The 17,599-nt window shown below is 28.8% G+C and carries 18 protein-coding genes; 16 read left to right on the top strand and 2 right to left on the bottom strand.

The genetic code is table 11. The annotated features are described in order from the left end of the window. Window positions 1–59: 59 nt before the first annotated feature. From B3630_RS10185 to B3630_RS10145, 9 genes are all read left to right on the top strand, one after another. A complete protein-coding gene (locus B3630_RS10185) occupies window positions 60–395 on the top strand; it encodes a PadR family transcriptional regulator (RefSeq protein WP_035132636.1) in 336 nt (111 codons plus the stop codon). Next, window positions 388–1,254: a DUF1700 domain-containing protein gene (locus B3630_RS10180; protein WP_346897813.1), complete on the top strand. Its 867-nt coding sequence runs from the start codon at window positions 388–390 to the stop codon at window positions 1,252–1,254. Before B3630_RS10185 ends, B3630_RS10180 begins: the two co-directional genes overlap by 8 nt. Then, the gene (locus tag B3630_RS10175) at window positions 1,247–2,341 is read left to right on the top strand and encodes a hypothetical protein (RefSeq protein WP_346897811.1); all 1,095 of its coding nucleotides are present in this window, start codon (window positions 1,247–1,249) and stop codon (window positions 2,339–2,341) included. Before B3630_RS10180 ends, B3630_RS10175 begins: the two co-directional genes overlap by 8 nt. A 257-nt stretch (window positions 2,342–2,598) precedes the next feature. Next, window positions 2,599–3,279, top strand: coding sequence for an ABC transporter ATP-binding protein (locus B3630_RS10170; protein WP_346877870.1), 681 nt, complete (start codon window positions 2,599–2,601; stop codon window positions 3,277–3,279). A 12-nt stretch (window positions 3,280–3,291) separates the two neighbouring features. Next, on the top strand, window positions 3,292–5,817 hold the full coding sequence (locus B3630_RS10165) for an ABC transporter permease (RefSeq protein WP_346897809.1): 2,526 nt from the start codon (window positions 3,292–3,294) through the stop codon (window positions 5,815–5,817). A gap of 236 nt (window positions 5,818–6,053) precedes the next feature. Beyond that, entirely contained in the window at window positions 6,054–6,752 is a 699-nt protein-coding gene (locus B3630_RS10160) for a response regulator (protein ID WP_150842884.1), read from the top strand. Between the two features lie 9 nt (window positions 6,753–6,761). Further along, entirely contained in the window at window positions 6,762–8,045 is a 1,284-nt protein-coding gene (locus B3630_RS10155) for a HAMP domain-containing sensor histidine kinase (protein ID WP_346897807.1), read from the top strand. 218 nt (window positions 8,046–8,263) lie between these two features. Further along, a complete protein-coding gene (locus B3630_RS10150; RefSeq protein ID WP_346897805.1) occupies window positions 8,264–9,649 on the top strand; it encodes a DNA recombination protein RmuC in 1,386 nt (461 codons plus the stop codon). A gap of 148 nt (window positions 9,650–9,797) precedes the next feature. Then, a complete protein-coding gene (locus B3630_RS10145) occupies window positions 9,798–10,700 on the top strand; it encodes a GGDEF domain-containing protein (protein ID WP_346897803.1) in 903 nt (300 codons plus the stop codon). Window positions 10,701–10,823: 123 nt separating this feature from the next. On the opposite strand, the gene B3630_RS10140 is transcribed toward B3630_RS10145, so the two are convergent. Continuing rightward, complete coding sequence (locus B3630_RS10140; RefSeq protein ID WP_346897801.1) at window positions 10,824–11,534, bottom strand: glycerophosphodiester phosphodiesterase; 711 nt, start codon at window positions 11,532–11,534, stop codon at window positions 10,824–10,826. A gap of 136 nt (window positions 11,535–11,670) precedes the next feature. Next, window positions 11,671–11,826, bottom strand: a complete 156-nt coding sequence (locus B3630_RS10135; protein WP_167402876.1) for a hypothetical protein — start codon at window positions 11,824–11,826, stop codon at window positions 11,671–11,673. Window positions 11,827–11,919: 93 nt separating this feature from the next. Here B3630_RS10135 and B3630_RS10130 point away from each other — a divergent pair, with 93 nt between their 5' ends. From B3630_RS10130 to trxA, 7 genes are all read left to right on the top strand, one after another. Then, complete coding sequence (locus tag B3630_RS10130; protein WP_346897799.1) at window positions 11,920–13,161, top strand: glycoside hydrolase family 3 protein; 1,242 nt, start codon at window positions 11,920–11,922, stop codon at window positions 13,159–13,161. A gap of 301 nt (window positions 13,162–13,462) precedes the next feature. Continuing rightward, window positions 13,463–14,311, top strand: a complete 849-nt coding sequence (locus B3630_RS10125; RefSeq protein ID WP_346897969.1) for a Rossmann-like and DUF2520 domain-containing protein — start codon at window positions 13,463–13,465, stop codon at window positions 14,309–14,311. 1 nt (window position 14,312) lies between these two features. Next, window positions 14,313–15,140 (top strand): 3-methyl-2-oxobutanoate hydroxymethyltransferase, encoded by an 828-nt coding sequence (gene panB, locus B3630_RS10120; protein WP_346897797.1) that lies wholly within the window; start codon window positions 14,313–14,315, stop codon window positions 15,138–15,140. A gap of 56 nt (window positions 15,141–15,196) precedes the next feature. Further along, the gene (gene panC / locus B3630_RS10115) at window positions 15,197–16,042 is read left to right on the top strand and encodes a pantoate--beta-alanine ligase (protein WP_346897795.1); all 846 of its coding nucleotides are present in this window, start codon (window positions 15,197–15,199) and stop codon (window positions 16,040–16,042) included. 15 nt (window positions 16,043–16,057) lie between these two features. Next, on the top strand, window positions 16,058–16,441 hold the full coding sequence (gene panD, locus B3630_RS10110; protein WP_346897793.1) for an aspartate 1-decarboxylase: 384 nt from the start codon (window positions 16,058–16,060) through the stop codon (window positions 16,439–16,441). Between the two features lie 193 nt (window positions 16,442–16,634). Next, complete coding sequence (locus B3630_RS10105; protein ID WP_346897791.1) at window positions 16,635–17,087, top strand: DUF4870 domain-containing protein; 453 nt, start codon at window positions 16,635–16,637, stop codon at window positions 17,085–17,087. 174 nt (window positions 17,088–17,261) lie between these two features. Beyond that, window positions 17,262–17,570, top strand: coding sequence for a thioredoxin (gene trxA / locus B3630_RS10100; protein WP_346897789.1), 309 nt, complete (start codon window positions 17,262–17,264; stop codon window positions 17,568–17,570). Window positions 17,571–17,599 lie beyond the last annotated feature (29 nt).

The following is a 17,599-nucleotide window of genomic DNA, read 5'->3' as shown; positions in this document are numbered from 1 at the left end:
TAGTTAAAATATATACAAAGAAAAGTATGTTATTAAAACTTAATAAAGGAGGTTTAGATATGAGTACACAACTCAGAAAGGGTGTAATTGAAATCTGTGTTCTCACACTTATAAATGACAGAGATATGTATGGGTATGAAATTGTAGAAAATATTTCAAGAGTTATGTCAGTAAAGGAAAGCACTATATATCCATTATTACGAAGACTTACTACAGAAGGAAATTTTGAAACCTATATGGTGAAGTCAGAAGGTGGCCCAGATAGAAAATACTATAGGATTACAGACTATGGAAAAGGTAATTTAAGTACTTTAGTTAAAGAATGGGATGAGTTTGTAAGGGATGTAAATTTAATATTAGGATGTTATAGGAAGGAGAATAAGAATAATGACTAAAAATGATTTTTTAGATATACTTAGAGATTACTTAAAGGGAGCTTTTAGTGAACTTGAGATAAATGATATATTAAGGGACTATGAAGAATTTTTCTTAAATGGAGAATTGCAAGGAAAGAGTGATGAGGAGATTATAAAAACATTAGGTTCTCCTAAGAGCATTGCAAAAGAATTAACTGAAGAGATGAAGGGACAAGGCAAATCTAAAAGTAGTAGCAATAGTGAACTTAAAGATAAAGTTTCTAAGGACGCTAAAAATATTTGGAAAAACGTAAAGAGACAAGGAAAAAAGGCAGGTAATAAGACTAAGGAATTTTTAGATTCCAATTCAGTAATTAACGGAAAGATATCTTCTGCTGGAGTAAAATTAATAATAGTTGTTATAAGTATTTTATTATTTTTCCCAGCTTTAACAATAGTTATGTCTATGATAGCCAGTGGTTTAGGACTTGTTGGAATGTCAATTGCAAACTTTATAGGTTATCTAGGAGCTGCCTTCCTGTGTGGAATTGATATATCTATGGGAGTGTTTGGATTCTTTGCTTGTATATCATGGACTGGATTTATTATTTTATGTTGGATCTTGTACTGTCTAGTATATAAAGGATTAAAATACCTAGTAGTTCAGTATATATCTTGGGTTAAAACTAGAAATATGTATGTAAGAGTTAAAAATCAACAAGAAAATGCTGAAGGTAATGAGAAGAATACTGAAAGTGCCACTGAAAAAAATGAAGAGGTAGAAGAAATTTCTGTAGAAGATAAGGCTTACGAAGAAAAGCCTATATTTACAGAAGTTATAGATGTAGATTATAAAGAAGAAAATAAAGATGATAAGGAGGAAAAAATTAATGAATAGATGGAAAAAATCTCTTATTGTGGCCGGAGTGTTTCTTGCAGTAGGAATTACAGGGTCTATTATAAGTGGAGCATATATGATGCCTAAAATTGCAAATGAAGTTTATAGAGTTCAAAGAGAAATAATAAATGCAACTCCTTCGGAAAGAGAAGTATTCGTAACAGATAAACAAGTTGATGTTGTTGATATTTCATCCTTAGAAAATAAAGGGTATAATGTAGAAATTAAATCTTCATCAGATAAAAATACAAGGGTTAAGGTACTAGAATATATAGAAAATGATATGAAGGTACAAACTTCCTATGATGCCAATACAAAGGGGCTTAAAGTTGTAGGAGACAGAACTATGTATAATTTTTTTGAAGCAAAGAATATAAGGGGATTTTTTGAAAAATCTTATGATGCAATTATTTACACACTTATGGAAGAAAAAAATAATAATGCTCAAATTGTTATAGAAGTTCCAGTGGGAGTAGACATTAATTTTAATAGTAATTATTATACAAACCTAACAATAAAGGATAGTAAAGTTTTGAAAGATATATTGAATTTTACAAGTCCTAGAGGGGGATATGTAAATTTACCACATAATAATACTCTTAAAAATATTAATATTAAAACTAGCAATTATCTAGAAATAGACTTAAGGGAATTTATAAATGCTGAAAATGTTAAAATAGATTGTAATAATGCTAGGGTATATTCAGGAGGTACTTATAAGGATTATGGAGAAGGAAAAGTGCTACCTAATAATGTTACCATCAATGCTAATTATATAAACATAGAATCCTACATGCCAATAGGCAAAAATGTTATACTAGTTGGAAGGGATGTAGAGTATACCACTGATTTTGACAATTATGCTATTAAGGTTAATTTAAAAGATAATCATGGAGGAAGAGTATACTTTGATGGAGCTGATCTAGGTGATGAAGAAAATTTTAATACAGTAAATTCAAATAGTAGTTATGAAGGGTATATAGGAAGAGGAAAAAAGAAGGATTTTCAATTAAGTGTATCTGGATATGATATATGTGAATTTGAACATTCATCTACTACTGATTTAGAAATGGAGTTATATAATTAACTTTTAGAATTGGAAGAGTGTAGTTAAATTTGTTTAATAACAATTTAGCTACACTCTTTCTTATATGACTAAAATGTAAGAAAACTATTAATTGTGTAAGGTAAGGTTTATGGTGAAAAAATAGTTAAATACATATAATGATATTTGTAAAGAGAAGTTCAGTGATTAATATAACCTTAATCTAAATACTATTGAGGCTAAGAGTTAAATTATTGTAACTATAAAATTTTAATGTAGATTAAAGAGGAGAATTATGTATGGAGATTTTAAGAGTTGAAAACTTAAAGAAGTATTATGGAGAAGGAAATAGTCAGGTTCGTGCTTTAGATGATATTAGCTTTAGCATTGATAAAGGACAATTTGTAGCTATAGTAGGAGCTTCAGGTTCTGGAAAGTCTACATTACTTCATTTAATTGGAGGATTAGATATACCTACTAGTGGAAAAGTATTTATAAATGATATAGACATATACAAGCAAAATGAAACTGGTCTTAGTATCTTTAGAAGAAGAAATATAGGATTTATATTTCAATTCTTTAATTTAATGCCTATTCTCGATGTAGAAGAAAATATATCTTTACCTGCCCTTCTTGATAGTGAGAAGGTAGATAAAAAATATTTAGATGAAATTATATCTATGATCGGTCTTGAGGATAGAAGAAAACATATTCCATCAGAGCTTTCAGGAGGGCAGCAACAAAGAGTATCAATAGCAAGAGCACTTATAAATAAGCCATCTATAATTCTTGCAGATGAGCCAACGGGTAATTTGGATAGTAAGAATTCTAAGGAAGTTATAGAGCTTTTAAAGGTTACCGCTAGAAAGTATAATCAAACTCTAATACTTATAACTCACGATAGGAATGTGGCTGAACAAGCAGATAGAGTTATAACTTTAAGTGATGGAAAAATTGAAAGTGATAAAACTATGGCATAGGGGGAAGAAACATTGATTAATAGTTATAAAGCTTTAAGTGGAAAATACTTAAAGGATAATAAAAAAAGGACAATATTAACTATAATAGGAATAATATTGTCAGTAGCACTTATAACATCAATATGTACTTTTATATTAACAGTGCAGAATTCTATGATTGAAAATTCAAAGAAAAGTATAGGGGCATTTCATGTTGCTATAACTAATGTATCTGAAGATGAAATAAATAAGATTCAAACTAATATAAATGTTAATAGTTTAGGGATTATGATTAGTAAAAACGCTGTTCCATTTATAAAGGATAAAAACATTGAACTTAACTATTTAAATGAAGCTGCATTTAAACTTATGAATATAAATTTGGAAGAAGGCCAATTACCTAGGAGTAATAATGAAGTTGTTATTGAAAGATGGATTCTTAGATATTTTGATGAAGAAGTTAAAGTAGGCGATATAATTAAAATACAAGATGGAGATGGAGATGAAAAAGATTATACCTTATCTGGAATAGCTAAAGATGATTGGCAAAATCAAAGTGAAGGAATATCAAAGGCATATTTAATAAAGAATGATAGTAATGTGAAAGAAGATTCCATAGTATTAGTTGAAATTAAGGATGAAGCTGATAAACAAGAAGTGATTAAGGAAGTATCTAATCTTGTTAGTAGTAAAAGTGAAGTAGTACAAAATAAAGATTTACTAAGACTTATAGGGGAATCTAGTAATGCTGATATGAATAAATCTCTATTTATGATAGTTTTCATTGTTATAGGAATTGTTGTTTTGGCTACAGTAGTGGTTATTTATAATGCTTTCCATATTAGCATAGCAGAAAGAATGAAGCAGTTTGGATTGTTAAGAGCTATTGGAACTACTAAAAAACAAATTATGAATTTAGTAATTAGAGAAGCATCTATTATGATATTTATAGGTATTCCTCTTGGAGTATTCTTTGGAATAGTGGCTGTATATTGTATTGCATTTACCTTTAATAAGATGTCAGGATTGGGTGAGTTTTCAAACCTTAAAGTAGTAACATCACCATTTGTACTATTATTAAGTAGTGGTATAGGAGCAGCAACTATATATGTTTCAGCTTATCTACCAGCTAGAAGTGCCGGTAAGATTTCGCCATTAATAGCTATAAGTAGTCAATCTTTAATTAAGAAAGAAAAGAGAAATAGGAGTGATAAATTTTTAGGAAAATTATTCAAAATAGATACAGCCATGGCTCTAAAAAATGTTAAGAGAAATAAAAGAAGATTTTATATCACTGTATTATCTATGGCTATAAGTGTAACCCTATTTGTAGCTTTTATGAGCTTTGCTAAGTTCTCAGATAATTTTTCTGAGAAGGTTACTGAAGATAATGACATTGCATTTACCATTTGTGATAATGGTACTACTGAAAAACTAGATGCTATAAATAATAAATTAATTGAAGAAGTAAGAAATATTTCAGGGGTAAGTGAAGTCTATAAACATTATAATTTCATATTAACTCAAGGATTTGTTGAGGATTCTGCTATACCTAAAGAAGTAAGACAGTGGGCAGCAGAAAATAGGGATGAAGATTTATTCAAGAGTAAAGTTGATGGAAAAAACAAATCGAAAATTAGTGTTGTATTTCAAGCCTATGAAGATAATAAGTTAAATGTGGCTAAGAAATATATTAAGGAAGGAAGCATTGATAATCTTAAGGATGGAGAAGTAATTATAGTTAGAGAAACAACATTCTTTGGAGATAAGAGAAGTCTTATTGCACCCATGGCTAAACTTAAAGTGGGAGATGAGATACTAATTAGTGATGTGGAATATTCAGATGGACAAGAGAACTTTAATAGTAAGGAGCTTAAGAAGGTTAAAGTAGCAGCAATTATGGATGTTCAGCCTTTTAGTGATTTAGATTATCAAGGAGTATTAAACGTTATAGGAAGTAAGAATACTGTTAAGAATATAATAGAAGGCAATCAGCAGCAGATGAAAAATTTTAAAGTTACAGATGTGGGAATAAAGATTAAGAATGAAAGTTATTTAGATAAAATAGATAAATCGCTAAAAAAGATAGAAAATACAAATGCAGGAATTGGCTATTATAATAAAATAGAATCTGCTAAAAGTGAAAAGGCGTATAAATTGCAAATGAGTATATTGCTTATGGGATTTATAATAGTAATAACGTTAATAAGTGCAGTAAACATTGTAAATACGGTAACTACAAATATTCTTCTTAGAAATAAGGAAATAGCAGCTTTAAAAGCTATAGGGATGACAAGGAAACAAGTGAGAAAAATGATAACCTTTGAAGGTGTATTATTTGGACTATATGGAGGAATTATTGGTTCAGTAGCAGGTACTATACTAGCATATATACTATATAATCCTATGTCAAATATTAGGGATTTCAAATTCACATTACCATGGAATAGTATTATTATTTCTATTGTAGCTGTAATTATTATGGGATATGTTTCGGCATTAATACCTCTTAGAAGATTGAGTAATCAAAATATTATTGATAGTATAAGAGGCGAGTAAATAATATAGACCTATTATTAAATAAAACAGTTATTCTAAAATAAGAATAAGAAATAGATAAAACAAAAATCCAAGGAAATATTCTTTGGATTTTTGTTTTAATATAATTATAATCTAGGATTTTTAAAATTCCTATAATGTTATATGATTTTAATGATAAAATTAAGGTATAAATGCAAGTTATAAAATAGTGTTAATAAATAATTTGAAAATTTGTTTATGGAGGAGGTTATGTAATGAATAGAATTTTATTAGTTGAAGATGATGAGGCATTGGCTTTAGGAGTAGAATATACCCTTCAAGAAGAAGGGTATCAGGTTTTTAGAGTGGGTTCTATAGAGAATGGAAAAGAAAAATTTAATAATGAGGAGTTCGATTTAATACTTCTAGATATAAATTTACCTGATGGAAGTGGCTATGACTTTTGTAAATACGTGAAAGAAAAGAAGGACACACCTATAATATTTTTAACTGCTTTAGATGAAGAAGTAAATATAATTTTGGGATTAGATATAGGTGGTGATGACTATATAACAAAACCTTTTAGGGTAAAGGAGTTATTATCAAGAATCCGTGTAGTTTTAAGAAGAGTTGGCAAAGGTGATAATAATATAACAACTTTAAGATCTGGGGATATAATTATTAATACATCTAGTGCAGAAGTATCGAAAGGTAATGAAAAGATATCATTAACGGCAAAGGAATATAGGCTTCTTTTAGCATTTCTACAGAGTCCAGAAATATTACTTAGCAAGGATCATATATTAAAGGAATTATTTGGTGAAGAAGGAGCATATGTAGAGGAAAATACTCTTTCAGTCTATATAAAAAGACTTAGAGAAAAAATAGAAGATAATCCTAGTAAGCCAGAATATGTTATAACGAAAAGAGGACTAGGCTATATGTGGATAAAAGAAGTTGTTAATGGAAAGTAGGAGAAATTAATGAAAGAGCTTATAAATCCAGAATTAAAAAAGAGTTCCATAGTATTATTATTTATAGTTATAATATTTGTATTTATTGTTAATATATCGATTAATTTTTATTTTAATAACATAAAGAGTCAATATATAGATGGCAAGGCTGCAATGTTATCTACAATGGTAGAAAAATTCCCTAATCTTGAAGCGGATTTAGTAGAGGCAGCCTTTAAAGTGCCAACAAGGGAAGAGATAAAATTAGGAGAAAAAATTATAGATAATTATGGTTATAAAGACAATATAAATATAATGTATATAGATGGAATAAATGAAGCTTTTAAAAATAGTAAATTTATATTTATAATTATAGGTAGTACATTTGGAGGGTTACTAATATTATTAAATTATATTCAGTATAGAGGTATATATAGTCGAGTAAGAAATTTGACAAGAGCCTCAAAGGAAATACTAGAAGAAAACTATGATGTAAATCTTTATGAAGAGAAGGAAGGAGATTTTGCAAAACTTTCCTATGGATTTAAAAATATGAGACAAGTTTTACAAAGTCAGATGGTAGACTTAAAAAAAGAAAAGGAGTTTCTAGTAAATATATTATCAGACATATCTCATCAATTAAAAACACCGCTATCTGCCCTTATTATTTATAATGATATTTTAAGTAATAAGAAAATTAGTGAAGAAAATAGGGAAAAATTCTTACATAATAGTAAGACACAATTAAATCGTATGGATTGGCTTATAAAAAGTATATTGAAACTAGCGAAGGTAGATGCAAGAGCAATTGAATTTAACATGAAGGAAAATAGCATAGTTAATACTATTTATGAAGTTATAGACAATGTTGCAATGATGGCAGGAGAAAATAAAGTTAATATAGTGTTTGAAAGTAATATGTATGAAGAAACGTTAATAAGTAATAAAGAAGAGATTAACAAAAAAAATAAAAATAAGTTTATGTTTAATTATGATGAGAAATGGTTGGGGGAAGCGTTGCTTAATATAGTTAAGAATGGTGTAGAACATAGTTATAATGGTGAAATTCATATAGAGCTTGAAGAAAACCCTATAAATATAAAAATTGTAATAAGGGATAATGGTGTGGGAATTAGCGAAAAGGATCTTCCTAATATTTTTAAGAGATTTTATAAAGGGGGAAAATCTGAGTCTGTTGGAATTGGATTATCTCTTAGTAAATCAATTATTGAAGCCCAAGGAGGATATATAGAAGTTAAAAGTGAAGTGGACATAGGTACTGAGTTTAAAATTGTACTTATGAAAAGTATATAATATAAATTAAATAGATAGTAAAAAACATTGAAGAGTTTAATAGTTTAATCTATTTGTAATTTTATACTGAAAAATGATATAATGACCAAGGGAACATATTTTCATGTTTCTTATTTTACCTTAAATATAAGGCTAAATAGATAAAATTTTCTATTTAGCCTTTAAATGGTATTTGAGAGTAATATTCTTATATAAATTTTAAGATTGGGGATAAGGTGATGGAAATTTTATTGGTTATTGTAATTATATTGTTAATTATAAATATATATTTTACTTTAAAATTAAAGGATTCTAGAAGCAGAATGCATAAGGGTAGCACAGGTGATATTGAGAGTTCAATTTTACGTATAGAACAAAGAGTAGCAGATATAGATAAAAGTGTTGATAAATTAGAAAAAGCCTTTAGAGATGAAATCTCTAGAAATAGGGAAGAATCTCGTAAAGGTGAAAAAGAAGCTAGAATTGAGTTGAATCTTCAAATACAGAGGTTAAGTGAAGCTATTTTAGGTAGAATGAGTGAAATAGCAAATTTTCAAAAGAATCAACTAGATACATATTCTAATACTATAGAAAAATCACTTAAATCCTTTGAAAATCAATTTTCTAAAAGTGTTAATGAGTTTAACGATCTTCAAAAGGAAAAATTTAATGATTTATCCAAAAAACAGGGTGAGTTACTTAAATCTACTGAGGATAAGTTAGAAAAAATGAGGGAAACTGTGGATGAAAAGTTACAAAGTACATTAGAGAAAAGATTAGGAGAATCCTTTAAGTTGGTAAGTGAAAGATTGGAAGTTGTGCATAAAGGACTAGGAGAAATGCAAACATTAGCTATGGGAGTAGGAGATTTAAAAAAAGTTCTTTCTAATGTTAAGACTAGAGGAACCTTAGGAGAAATTCAATTGGGAAGAATTTTAGATCAAATTCTTACTAAAGAACAGTACGATATAAATGTAGTAACTAAGAAGGGATCTAGAGATAATGTGGAATTTGCAATAAGACTTCCAGGTAAGGATAAAACCTCTGATGTAGTATACCTTCCTGTAGATTCAAAGTTTCCTTTGGATGTATACCATAATTTAGTGGATACCTATGATACAGGAGACCAAAGTTTAATAGAAGAAGGTTATAAAAAGTTAGAAACAGCCATAAAGAAATCAGCTAAGGATATTAGAGATAAATATATAGACCCACCTTACACCACTGATTTTGCAATTATGTTTTTACCAATAGAGGGTCTTTATGCAGAGGTAGTTAAAAGGACTAATTTGGTTGAAATTCTTCAAAGAGAATATAAGATAAATGTAACGGGCCCAACAACTTTAGCAGCACTTTTAAATAGTTTACAGATGGGGTTCAGGACTCTTGCAATTGAAAAAAGATCAAGTGAAGTTTGGAATGTACTTGGAGCAGTTAAAACAGAGTTTGGAAAATTTGAAGAGGTGCTTAAAGCTACACAGAAAAAATTAAATCAAGCAAGTACAGATTTAGATAAGCTTGTAGGTACAAGGACTAAGCAGATTAATAAAAAACTTATGAGTGTAGAAAGTTTGACAAATGATGTATCAGAGAAATATATAGATGTACTTCCTATAGATGAATAATTAAATATAAGTATATTCTAGACCATTTTTTCAAAATATATATTAAAGATATTTTAGAATTACATGTAGAGATGTACTTTATTACAGTTGAAAAATAAAAAATACAGAACAAATGAAGCCATATTTTAAACAAGGAGGTTTTTGAAGTATGGATATAATGGATGATGTGAAAGAGCGACTTTCAATCTTTAAAAATATATATGATATGATAAGAATAATTAATCCCAATAATAATAAAATTTTATCAACAGATATCAATACTATAAATACTGATACACACTGTTATGATTTATGGGATAGGGATGGCATATGTGAAAATTGTATTTCTAAAAAGGCATATGAAAGTAATGAAACTGTAGTAAAAATAGAGTATAACAAAAACGGGATTTTTCTAGTTATGGCTTCTCCTATAAATATTGGCAAGGAAACCTATATAGTTGAATTAGTGAAGGATATATCAAAAGGGGGAGCTATTATAGATAGGGAGAGGGAATATGCAGAATCTATTGAGAAGTTTTTGAAAAATATACAAGAAACTACCCTAATAGATGATCTTACAGGTGTATATAATAGAAGGTACATAAGAGAGCGATTAGAAGTTGATGTTGAGAAATCTATAAGGGAAAAAAAATCTATGTCTGTTATAATGGCAGATATAGATTATTTTAAGGAAATTAATGATACCTATGGTCATATAGTTGGAGATAATGTATTAAGGGACTTTACGAGAATTGCTTCAAAATATATTAGAAGTAATGGAAATGATTGGATTGGACGTTATGGTGGAGAAGAATTTTTAATAGTTTTAAATGACACGGATGAAGATAAAGCAGAAATTATTGCAGAAAGAATTAGGAAGAATTTAGAGGAAACAACCCTTGAACATAAAGGAAATAAGTTTAGTATAACATGTAGTTTCGGAGTATACGGATTTAGAGATTTACATATGAATACCGAAGATATAATACATAGAGCAGATATAAACCTTTATGAGGCTAAGGAAAAGGGAAGAAATACTACCGTTGTTAATAAAAATAGGTTAAGAAATTAATAAAATTATAAAAAGTTTATGATTATTATTTTATAGTACATAACAAAAAAAGATATGAATTTATTAAATAAAATGTTAATAAATCCATATCTTTTTATTGAAAGTTTTAAAAATTAAACTATACTAAGAGTGAATAAATTTCTCTATGTTATCGGTAAAGATACCATCACATCCAATTTTATCAAGGTGATTGGCTATAAATGGTTTATTTACGGTGTAGGTGAATACTTTTAAGTTATTATTATGAGCCAATTTGATTAAAGGCCCATTTACCAAATAAACATTAGGATTTAAAGAATAAGCACCTAGATTTTTAGCATAGGCAATTATATTATCAATTTTTCTATCAATTAGCACACCTAATTTTATATTTTTATCTATAGACTTACATATTTCAAGGGAAGTGTGATTAAAACTAGAAAGTAATACATGATTTTCAATACCATAGTTTTTTATTAAATCAATCACATCTTTTTCTATATTATTATAGTGAATAACATCAGTTTTAAGTTCTATATTTATAAGGACTTTACTAGGTTTAAGTAACTCTAAGACCTGGTATAAAGTTGGAATCTTGCATAACTTGCTATTTTCATAATTAATATTTCTAGATTTTAAGGAACTAATTTCTTCGAGGGTTAAGTCTTTTATAAGTCCTTTACCCTGAAAGGTTCTTGCAACATTTTCATCATGAATAACTACTAGTTTATTATCCTTTGTTTTATGAACATCTAGTTCAATTGCTTTTGCACCTGCAATAATAGCCTTATGAAAGGCAAGCAAAGTATTCTCAGGATAATTTTTGTTAGCACCTCTATGAGCAAAATAAATCATAATTTATACACCTCCGTATATAAATATATTACTACAGTTAAACAAAGGTGTTAATATGTGATAAAAGAATAATATATTAAAATATATTAAAAAAGTAATGGGGAATTTCCCCATTACTTAAGGATAGGTTATAAACCTAATTTATATGAGGGCTTTGAAATCCTTCTCTCTTAATAGAGTGCTTTTTAGCAGTTCTATTATGATTTTTTCCGGTCTCACTAGTAATTGGTGTTTGATAATTACATTTTTCCATTCTAGCTTGTTTGTTATCTGGTTGACTATCCTTTGTCATAAGAATTCCTCCTAAAAAAATAAATTTGAATATAATTTTAGTGTGGTTTATTTTGTGTATTTTATTATAGGAAATTAAAGGAGTGTAAAATAAATGAAAAGTAATAGAAATATTTTCAAGACAATTAGTAAATTAACAAAGGTTATAATGATCGTCGTAGTTATTTGCACATCAAATATTTTATTCTATGGATGTAGCTTTATAAGTAAAGAATCAAAGTATAATAATAAAATAGATATAGAAGATAAGTCTAATAAGGATTTGAAAAATAATAATAGGGTAGAAGAATTCGGTGAAGAGGAGCCTCAAGTTGACCCAATACAAGATGAAATAGATGCTATGTCATTAGAGGAAAAAGTAGGTCAGCTGTTTATTGTTGGATTTGATGGTTATGAAGTGGATGATAATATTATTAGTTTAATAAAAAATAAAAAAGTAGGAGGTATAATATTATTTAGTAAAAATATTAACACTGTAAGTGAAACAAAAAAATTAATAGAAAGTTTGAATGGGTTAAATAATGAAAACAAGGTTAAACTTTTTATGTCAGTGGATGAAGAAGGTGGAGTTGTAAGTAGAATTCCTAAAGAAATGGGACGTTTTGAATCTGCATGGGATGTAGGAGCTACTGGAGATTTAAATTATGCTTTTGAACATGGAAAAGCTATAGGTGAAACTATAAAGTCTTTAGGTTTTAATCTTGACTTCGCACCTGTGCTAGATGTGAATTCTAATCCTAATAATCCAGTTATAGGTAATAGAGCATTTTCAGATGATCCTGAAATTGTTAAGAAAATGGGAATGGAAGTATATAAAGGTTTGAAGAGTGCAAGTGTTTTAGGAGTAGGAAAGCATTTCCCAGGACATGGGGATACAGATGTTGACTCTCATGTGGGGATGCCAGTTATAAATAAATCCCTTGATGAATTAAAAAATTTAGAGTTAATTCCATTTAAATATGCAATAGATAATGGTGTTAAAATGATAATGGTAGGTCATTTATACTTACCTCAATTGGATAAGGATTACGTAGCAAGTATATCTGAAAATATTGTCACAAAGCTTTTAAGGGAAGAGTTAGGATTTAATGGAGTAGTTGTTACAGATGATATGATTATGGAGGGAGTTAAAGGCAAGTATCCAACTAATGAATCAGCGGTTAAAGCTATAGAAGCAGGGAATGACATAATAATAGTATCATCAGGTATACATGATCAAAATAGTGCCATAGATGGAGTAGTAGAAGCTGTTAGAAATGGTATCATTACCGAAAAAAGAATTAATGAGAGTGTTTATAGAATTTTAAAACTAAAAAATACAATTTCTAGACATTGAATTACTTATATAATTGTGATATAAGTAATTATGGGCAGTATAGGAATAACTGCACCTATAATTTGATTATATCTTTAAATTAGAATATATAGATTTTAAAATAATATTCTAATTTGTATATAGCTTTTATTCTCTAGGGAAAACAGCTATAAAGGAAAAGTTTTACGGACAGCTCATATCTTTTAGAATGAGACTTAGATAACAAATTACTTCACATGATTTTTAGTTTTAAATTTTAGTTAATATTTATGTATTGTTTTAATATTAACTTAGAAAACAGATAAAGTGAGGAGTGATTGTTATAAAATTTGGATTCATTGGAGCCGGGAAGGTTGGTTTTTCGCTAGGGAAATACTTTAAAGAGAATGGTATCTTACTTATTGGATATTATAGTAGGAATCATAGCTCAGCTAAGGAAGCCGCAGAATTTACTGGCACAAAATCTTTCATAAACTTAAAGGAGCTAATGAAAGAAAGTGATGTGATTTTTGTTACTACCCCAGATGGAGAAATTCAGGGGGTTTGGAATGAGCTTAAAGAGTTGTCTATAAATAATAAATTAATATGCCACTGTAGTGGTTTGTTATCTTCGGAAATCTTTTCAGATATAAGTAGGTTTGGTGCTTACCCATATTCTATACATCCTATGTTTGCCATATCAGACAAATATAATTCCTATAAAAATTTAAAAAAAGCCTTTATAACTATTGAAGGACATGAAAAATATATTGATGAATTAGCTGGAAAATTTCGTTCTCTAGGTAATTCAGTAAAAATTATTGAAAAAGAAAGTAAGAGTTTATATCACTTAGCATCAGTTATTAGCAGTAACTTGGTTCTAGGGCTTATTAACAATGGTATAAATTATCTTAAACAGTGTGGCTTTAGTGAAGATTTAGCCATTGAAGCCCTATATCCTCTTATAACCAATAATGTAGAGAATATAAAATCTTTAGGAACGATAAAAAGCCTTACAGGACCATTGGAAAGAGGGGATTTATCTACCATGAAGGCTCATATAGCTTGTTTAAGTGAGGAAGATAAAGTTTTATATAGGACGTTAAATAATAATTTGTTAAAGGTGGCAAAGAAAAAAAATAAAAATAGAGATTATAGTGACATTGAAGAATTTCTAGGAGAGGAAAAATAAAATGAAAAATACGGCTATAACGTTTAGAGAAGCAAAGGCAAAGGGTGAAAAAATAACTATGCTTACTGCCTATGACTATTCCATGGCTAAGATTATTGATAGTTCAGGAATTAATGGTATTTTAGTTGGAGATTCAGTAGGGATGGTATGCCTTGGTTATAAGGATACAATTTCAGTAACTATGGAGGACATGATTCATCATACAAGGGCTGTAGCAAGAGGAACAGAAAATGCTTTAGTAGTTGCAGATATGCCATTTATGTCCTATCAAACTTCTGTTTATGATGCTATTTTTAACGCGGGACGCCTTATGAAAGAGGGACGTGCTCAATGCGTAAAACTAGAAGGTGGAGTAGACATGTGCGACAGAATTGAAGCTATAACTAAAGCATCTATTCCTGTAATGGCACATATAGGATTAACCCCTCAATCAGTAAATTCCTTAGGGGGATTTAAGGTGCAGGGAAAAAGTGAAGAAGCGGCTAAAGAACTTATTGAAGCAGCAAAAGCAGTAGAAAAAGCTGGTGCATTTTCAGTGGTCTTAGAGTGTGTTCCTGCTAAGTTATCAGAGATAATTAGCAAAGAAATATCAATTCCAACAATAGGTATTGGTGCAGGAGCTAGTTGCGATGGGCAAATTCTTGTATATCAAGATATGTTAGGAATGTTTAATAATTTTACACCTAAGTTTGTTAAGAAATATGCGGATTTAGGAGCTACAATGACAGAAGCTTTTAAAGCCTATATTGAAGAGGTGAATAAGGGAGTTTTTCCAGCACTAGAGCATGGATTTAAAATAAGTGAAGAGGTTATATCTAAACTATATTGAAAATAAATTTAGTGCCGAGTAAATTAATAAAATTAAACTAAAAAGAAGGTAAAATTATGGAAATATTAAATGATATAATAAAAGCAAGAGAAGTAGTTAAAGGGTGGAGGGCTCAAGGTTTAAAAGTAGGATTAGTGCCAACTATGGGTTATTTACATGAAGGTCATAAAAGTTTGATTAAAAAGGCTGTAGCAGAAAATGATAGGGTAGTAGTTAGTGTTTTTGTAAACCCAACTCAATTTGGACCTAATGAAGATTTAGATAAATATCCTAGAGATTTAGAAAGGGATTCAAAACTTTGTCAAAATGCTGGAGCAAGTTTAATATTCTATCCAGAAAGTGAAGATATGTATTATAAAGATGCTTCAACTTTTGTAGAGGTAGGTGGTTTGACTACTGGACTTTGTGGAAGTAGTAGACCAACTCACTTTAGAGGAGTTTGTACTGTAGTTTCTAAGTTATTTAATATTATACCTGCCCATAGAGCATATTTTGGAGAAAAGGATGCTCAACAATTAGCAGTTATAAAAAGAATGGTAAGAGATCTGAATTTTGATATAGAAGTAGTAGGATGTCCAATTATTAGAGAAACTGATGGACTTGCTAAGAGTTCAAGAAATATATATCTATCTCCAGAAGAAAGAAAGGCTGCATTAGTGCTTAATAAATCTCTTTCTATGGCTAAAAAACTATTAGAGGATGGAGAAAGAAATGCAGATAATATTAAAAAGCTAATTAGAGAAAATATAGAAAAAGAAGATTTAGCTAAAATAGATTATATAGAAGTGGTAAGCAGCGAAAGTTTAGAGACTATAGAAGAGATTAAGGAGGATGTCCTAGTAGCATTGGCAGTATACTTTAAAAAGGCAAGATTAATTGATAACCTTACTTATCACATATAATTAGGAGGAAAAACAATGACAATAACGATGTTAAAGGGAAAAATACACAGAGCTACTGTAGTCCAAGCTGAGCTTGATTATGTAGGGAGTATTACATTGGATGAAGATTTACTTGATGCAGCGGGAATTCTAGAATATGAAAAGGTTCAAATTGTAGATATTAACAATGGAAGTAGATTTGAAACTTATACTATAGCAGGAAAAAGAGGTAGTGGTCTTATATGCCTTAATGGAGCAGCAGCTAGATGTGTTCAAGTAGGAGATAAGGTTATAATTATGAGTTATTGTGAAATGAATGGAGAAGAAGCCAAAGAACATAAGCCAACGGTGGTTTTTGTGGATGATAGCAATAAAATAAAAGAAATTGCACATTATGAAAAACATGGTGAGCTTAAGTAGATATAAACATATATAATTTCATATTTATTAGGAATGTAGAAAGCTCATAAATCAAAATTAACTATTTATGAGCTTTTTCCACTTATTTACTTTATAAATTTGAAAAATTAAAAATAAGGAATTTAATATATTGTAATTATAAATATATTAATGAATAATATATTTATATGGGTATAAAAGGAGAGGGTATTATATGAATATTTATGAACCACATAAGTCTTCTATAGGAAATATAGATGGTAATGTTATGGCGCTGATTGCTTACGGTGCAGCAATAGTAGTAATTTTTATTCCAGGAATAAAGATTATAGCATGGCTTGCTCCTATTGTGATTTATATTTTAGAAAAGGATAGCAGTTTTGTGAAGTTTCATGCTATGCAAGCTTTTTTAATAAATATTGTAGGTATTATATTTAGTTCTATTATATTTATAATTATAGGTGGTAGTATAGGATTAATGTTTTTTAGACCTCTGGCATATGGAGCACTAGGTACTATATTACTATCAGCAATAATGACAGGTATAGTTGCTATAATTATAACTATATTTGAAATTATTTCAATGGTAAAGTGTTATGAATATAAAGAGTATGAAATTCCTATTATAGGGTTAATGGCTAGAAAAATAGCATATAAAAAATATTGATATGGCAGAATTTTTGAAATTCTTAGATTAATGATGATATTAAAAGGATTTTTAAGGATTATACTTAGATATACGAAATAAGATGAGATAATGATGAAAAGAAGGCTTTTTTAATTTATGTATTTATAGTAAAATAAAGGTATTAACCATTAAAAGAATAGGAGGATGATTATTATGAAAGTTATAGATGAAAATAATTTTGAAAATGAAGCAGGCAAAGGTTTAGTTTTAGTGGATTTCTTTGCTACTTGGTGTGGACCATGCCAAAGATTAACTCCAGTATTAGAAGATATTCAAGGAGATTTTGACGGTAAAATTAAATTTTTAAAGTCAAATATTGATGAAAGTAGATCGCTTGCTAAAAAATTCTCTGTTATGAGTGTACCAACTATGGTAGTACTTAAAGATGGAATTCCTATAGACAGAATGGTAGGGTATATGCATCCAGAAGACATTAAAGCTAAACTTCAAACTCATCTTTAAAAATAACAAATAAAAGGGGCTTTCGCAAA

It is taken from the genome of Clostridium sp. UBA7503 (genome assembly GCF_002477055.1).
GTDB classification, from domain to species: Bacteria; Bacillota; Clostridia; order Clostridiales; family Clostridiaceae; genus Clostridium_J; species Clostridium_J sulfidigenes.
The sequence above is the reverse complement of the archived record's forward strand: the minus strand, read 5'-3'. Positions and strand labels throughout refer to the sequence as shown.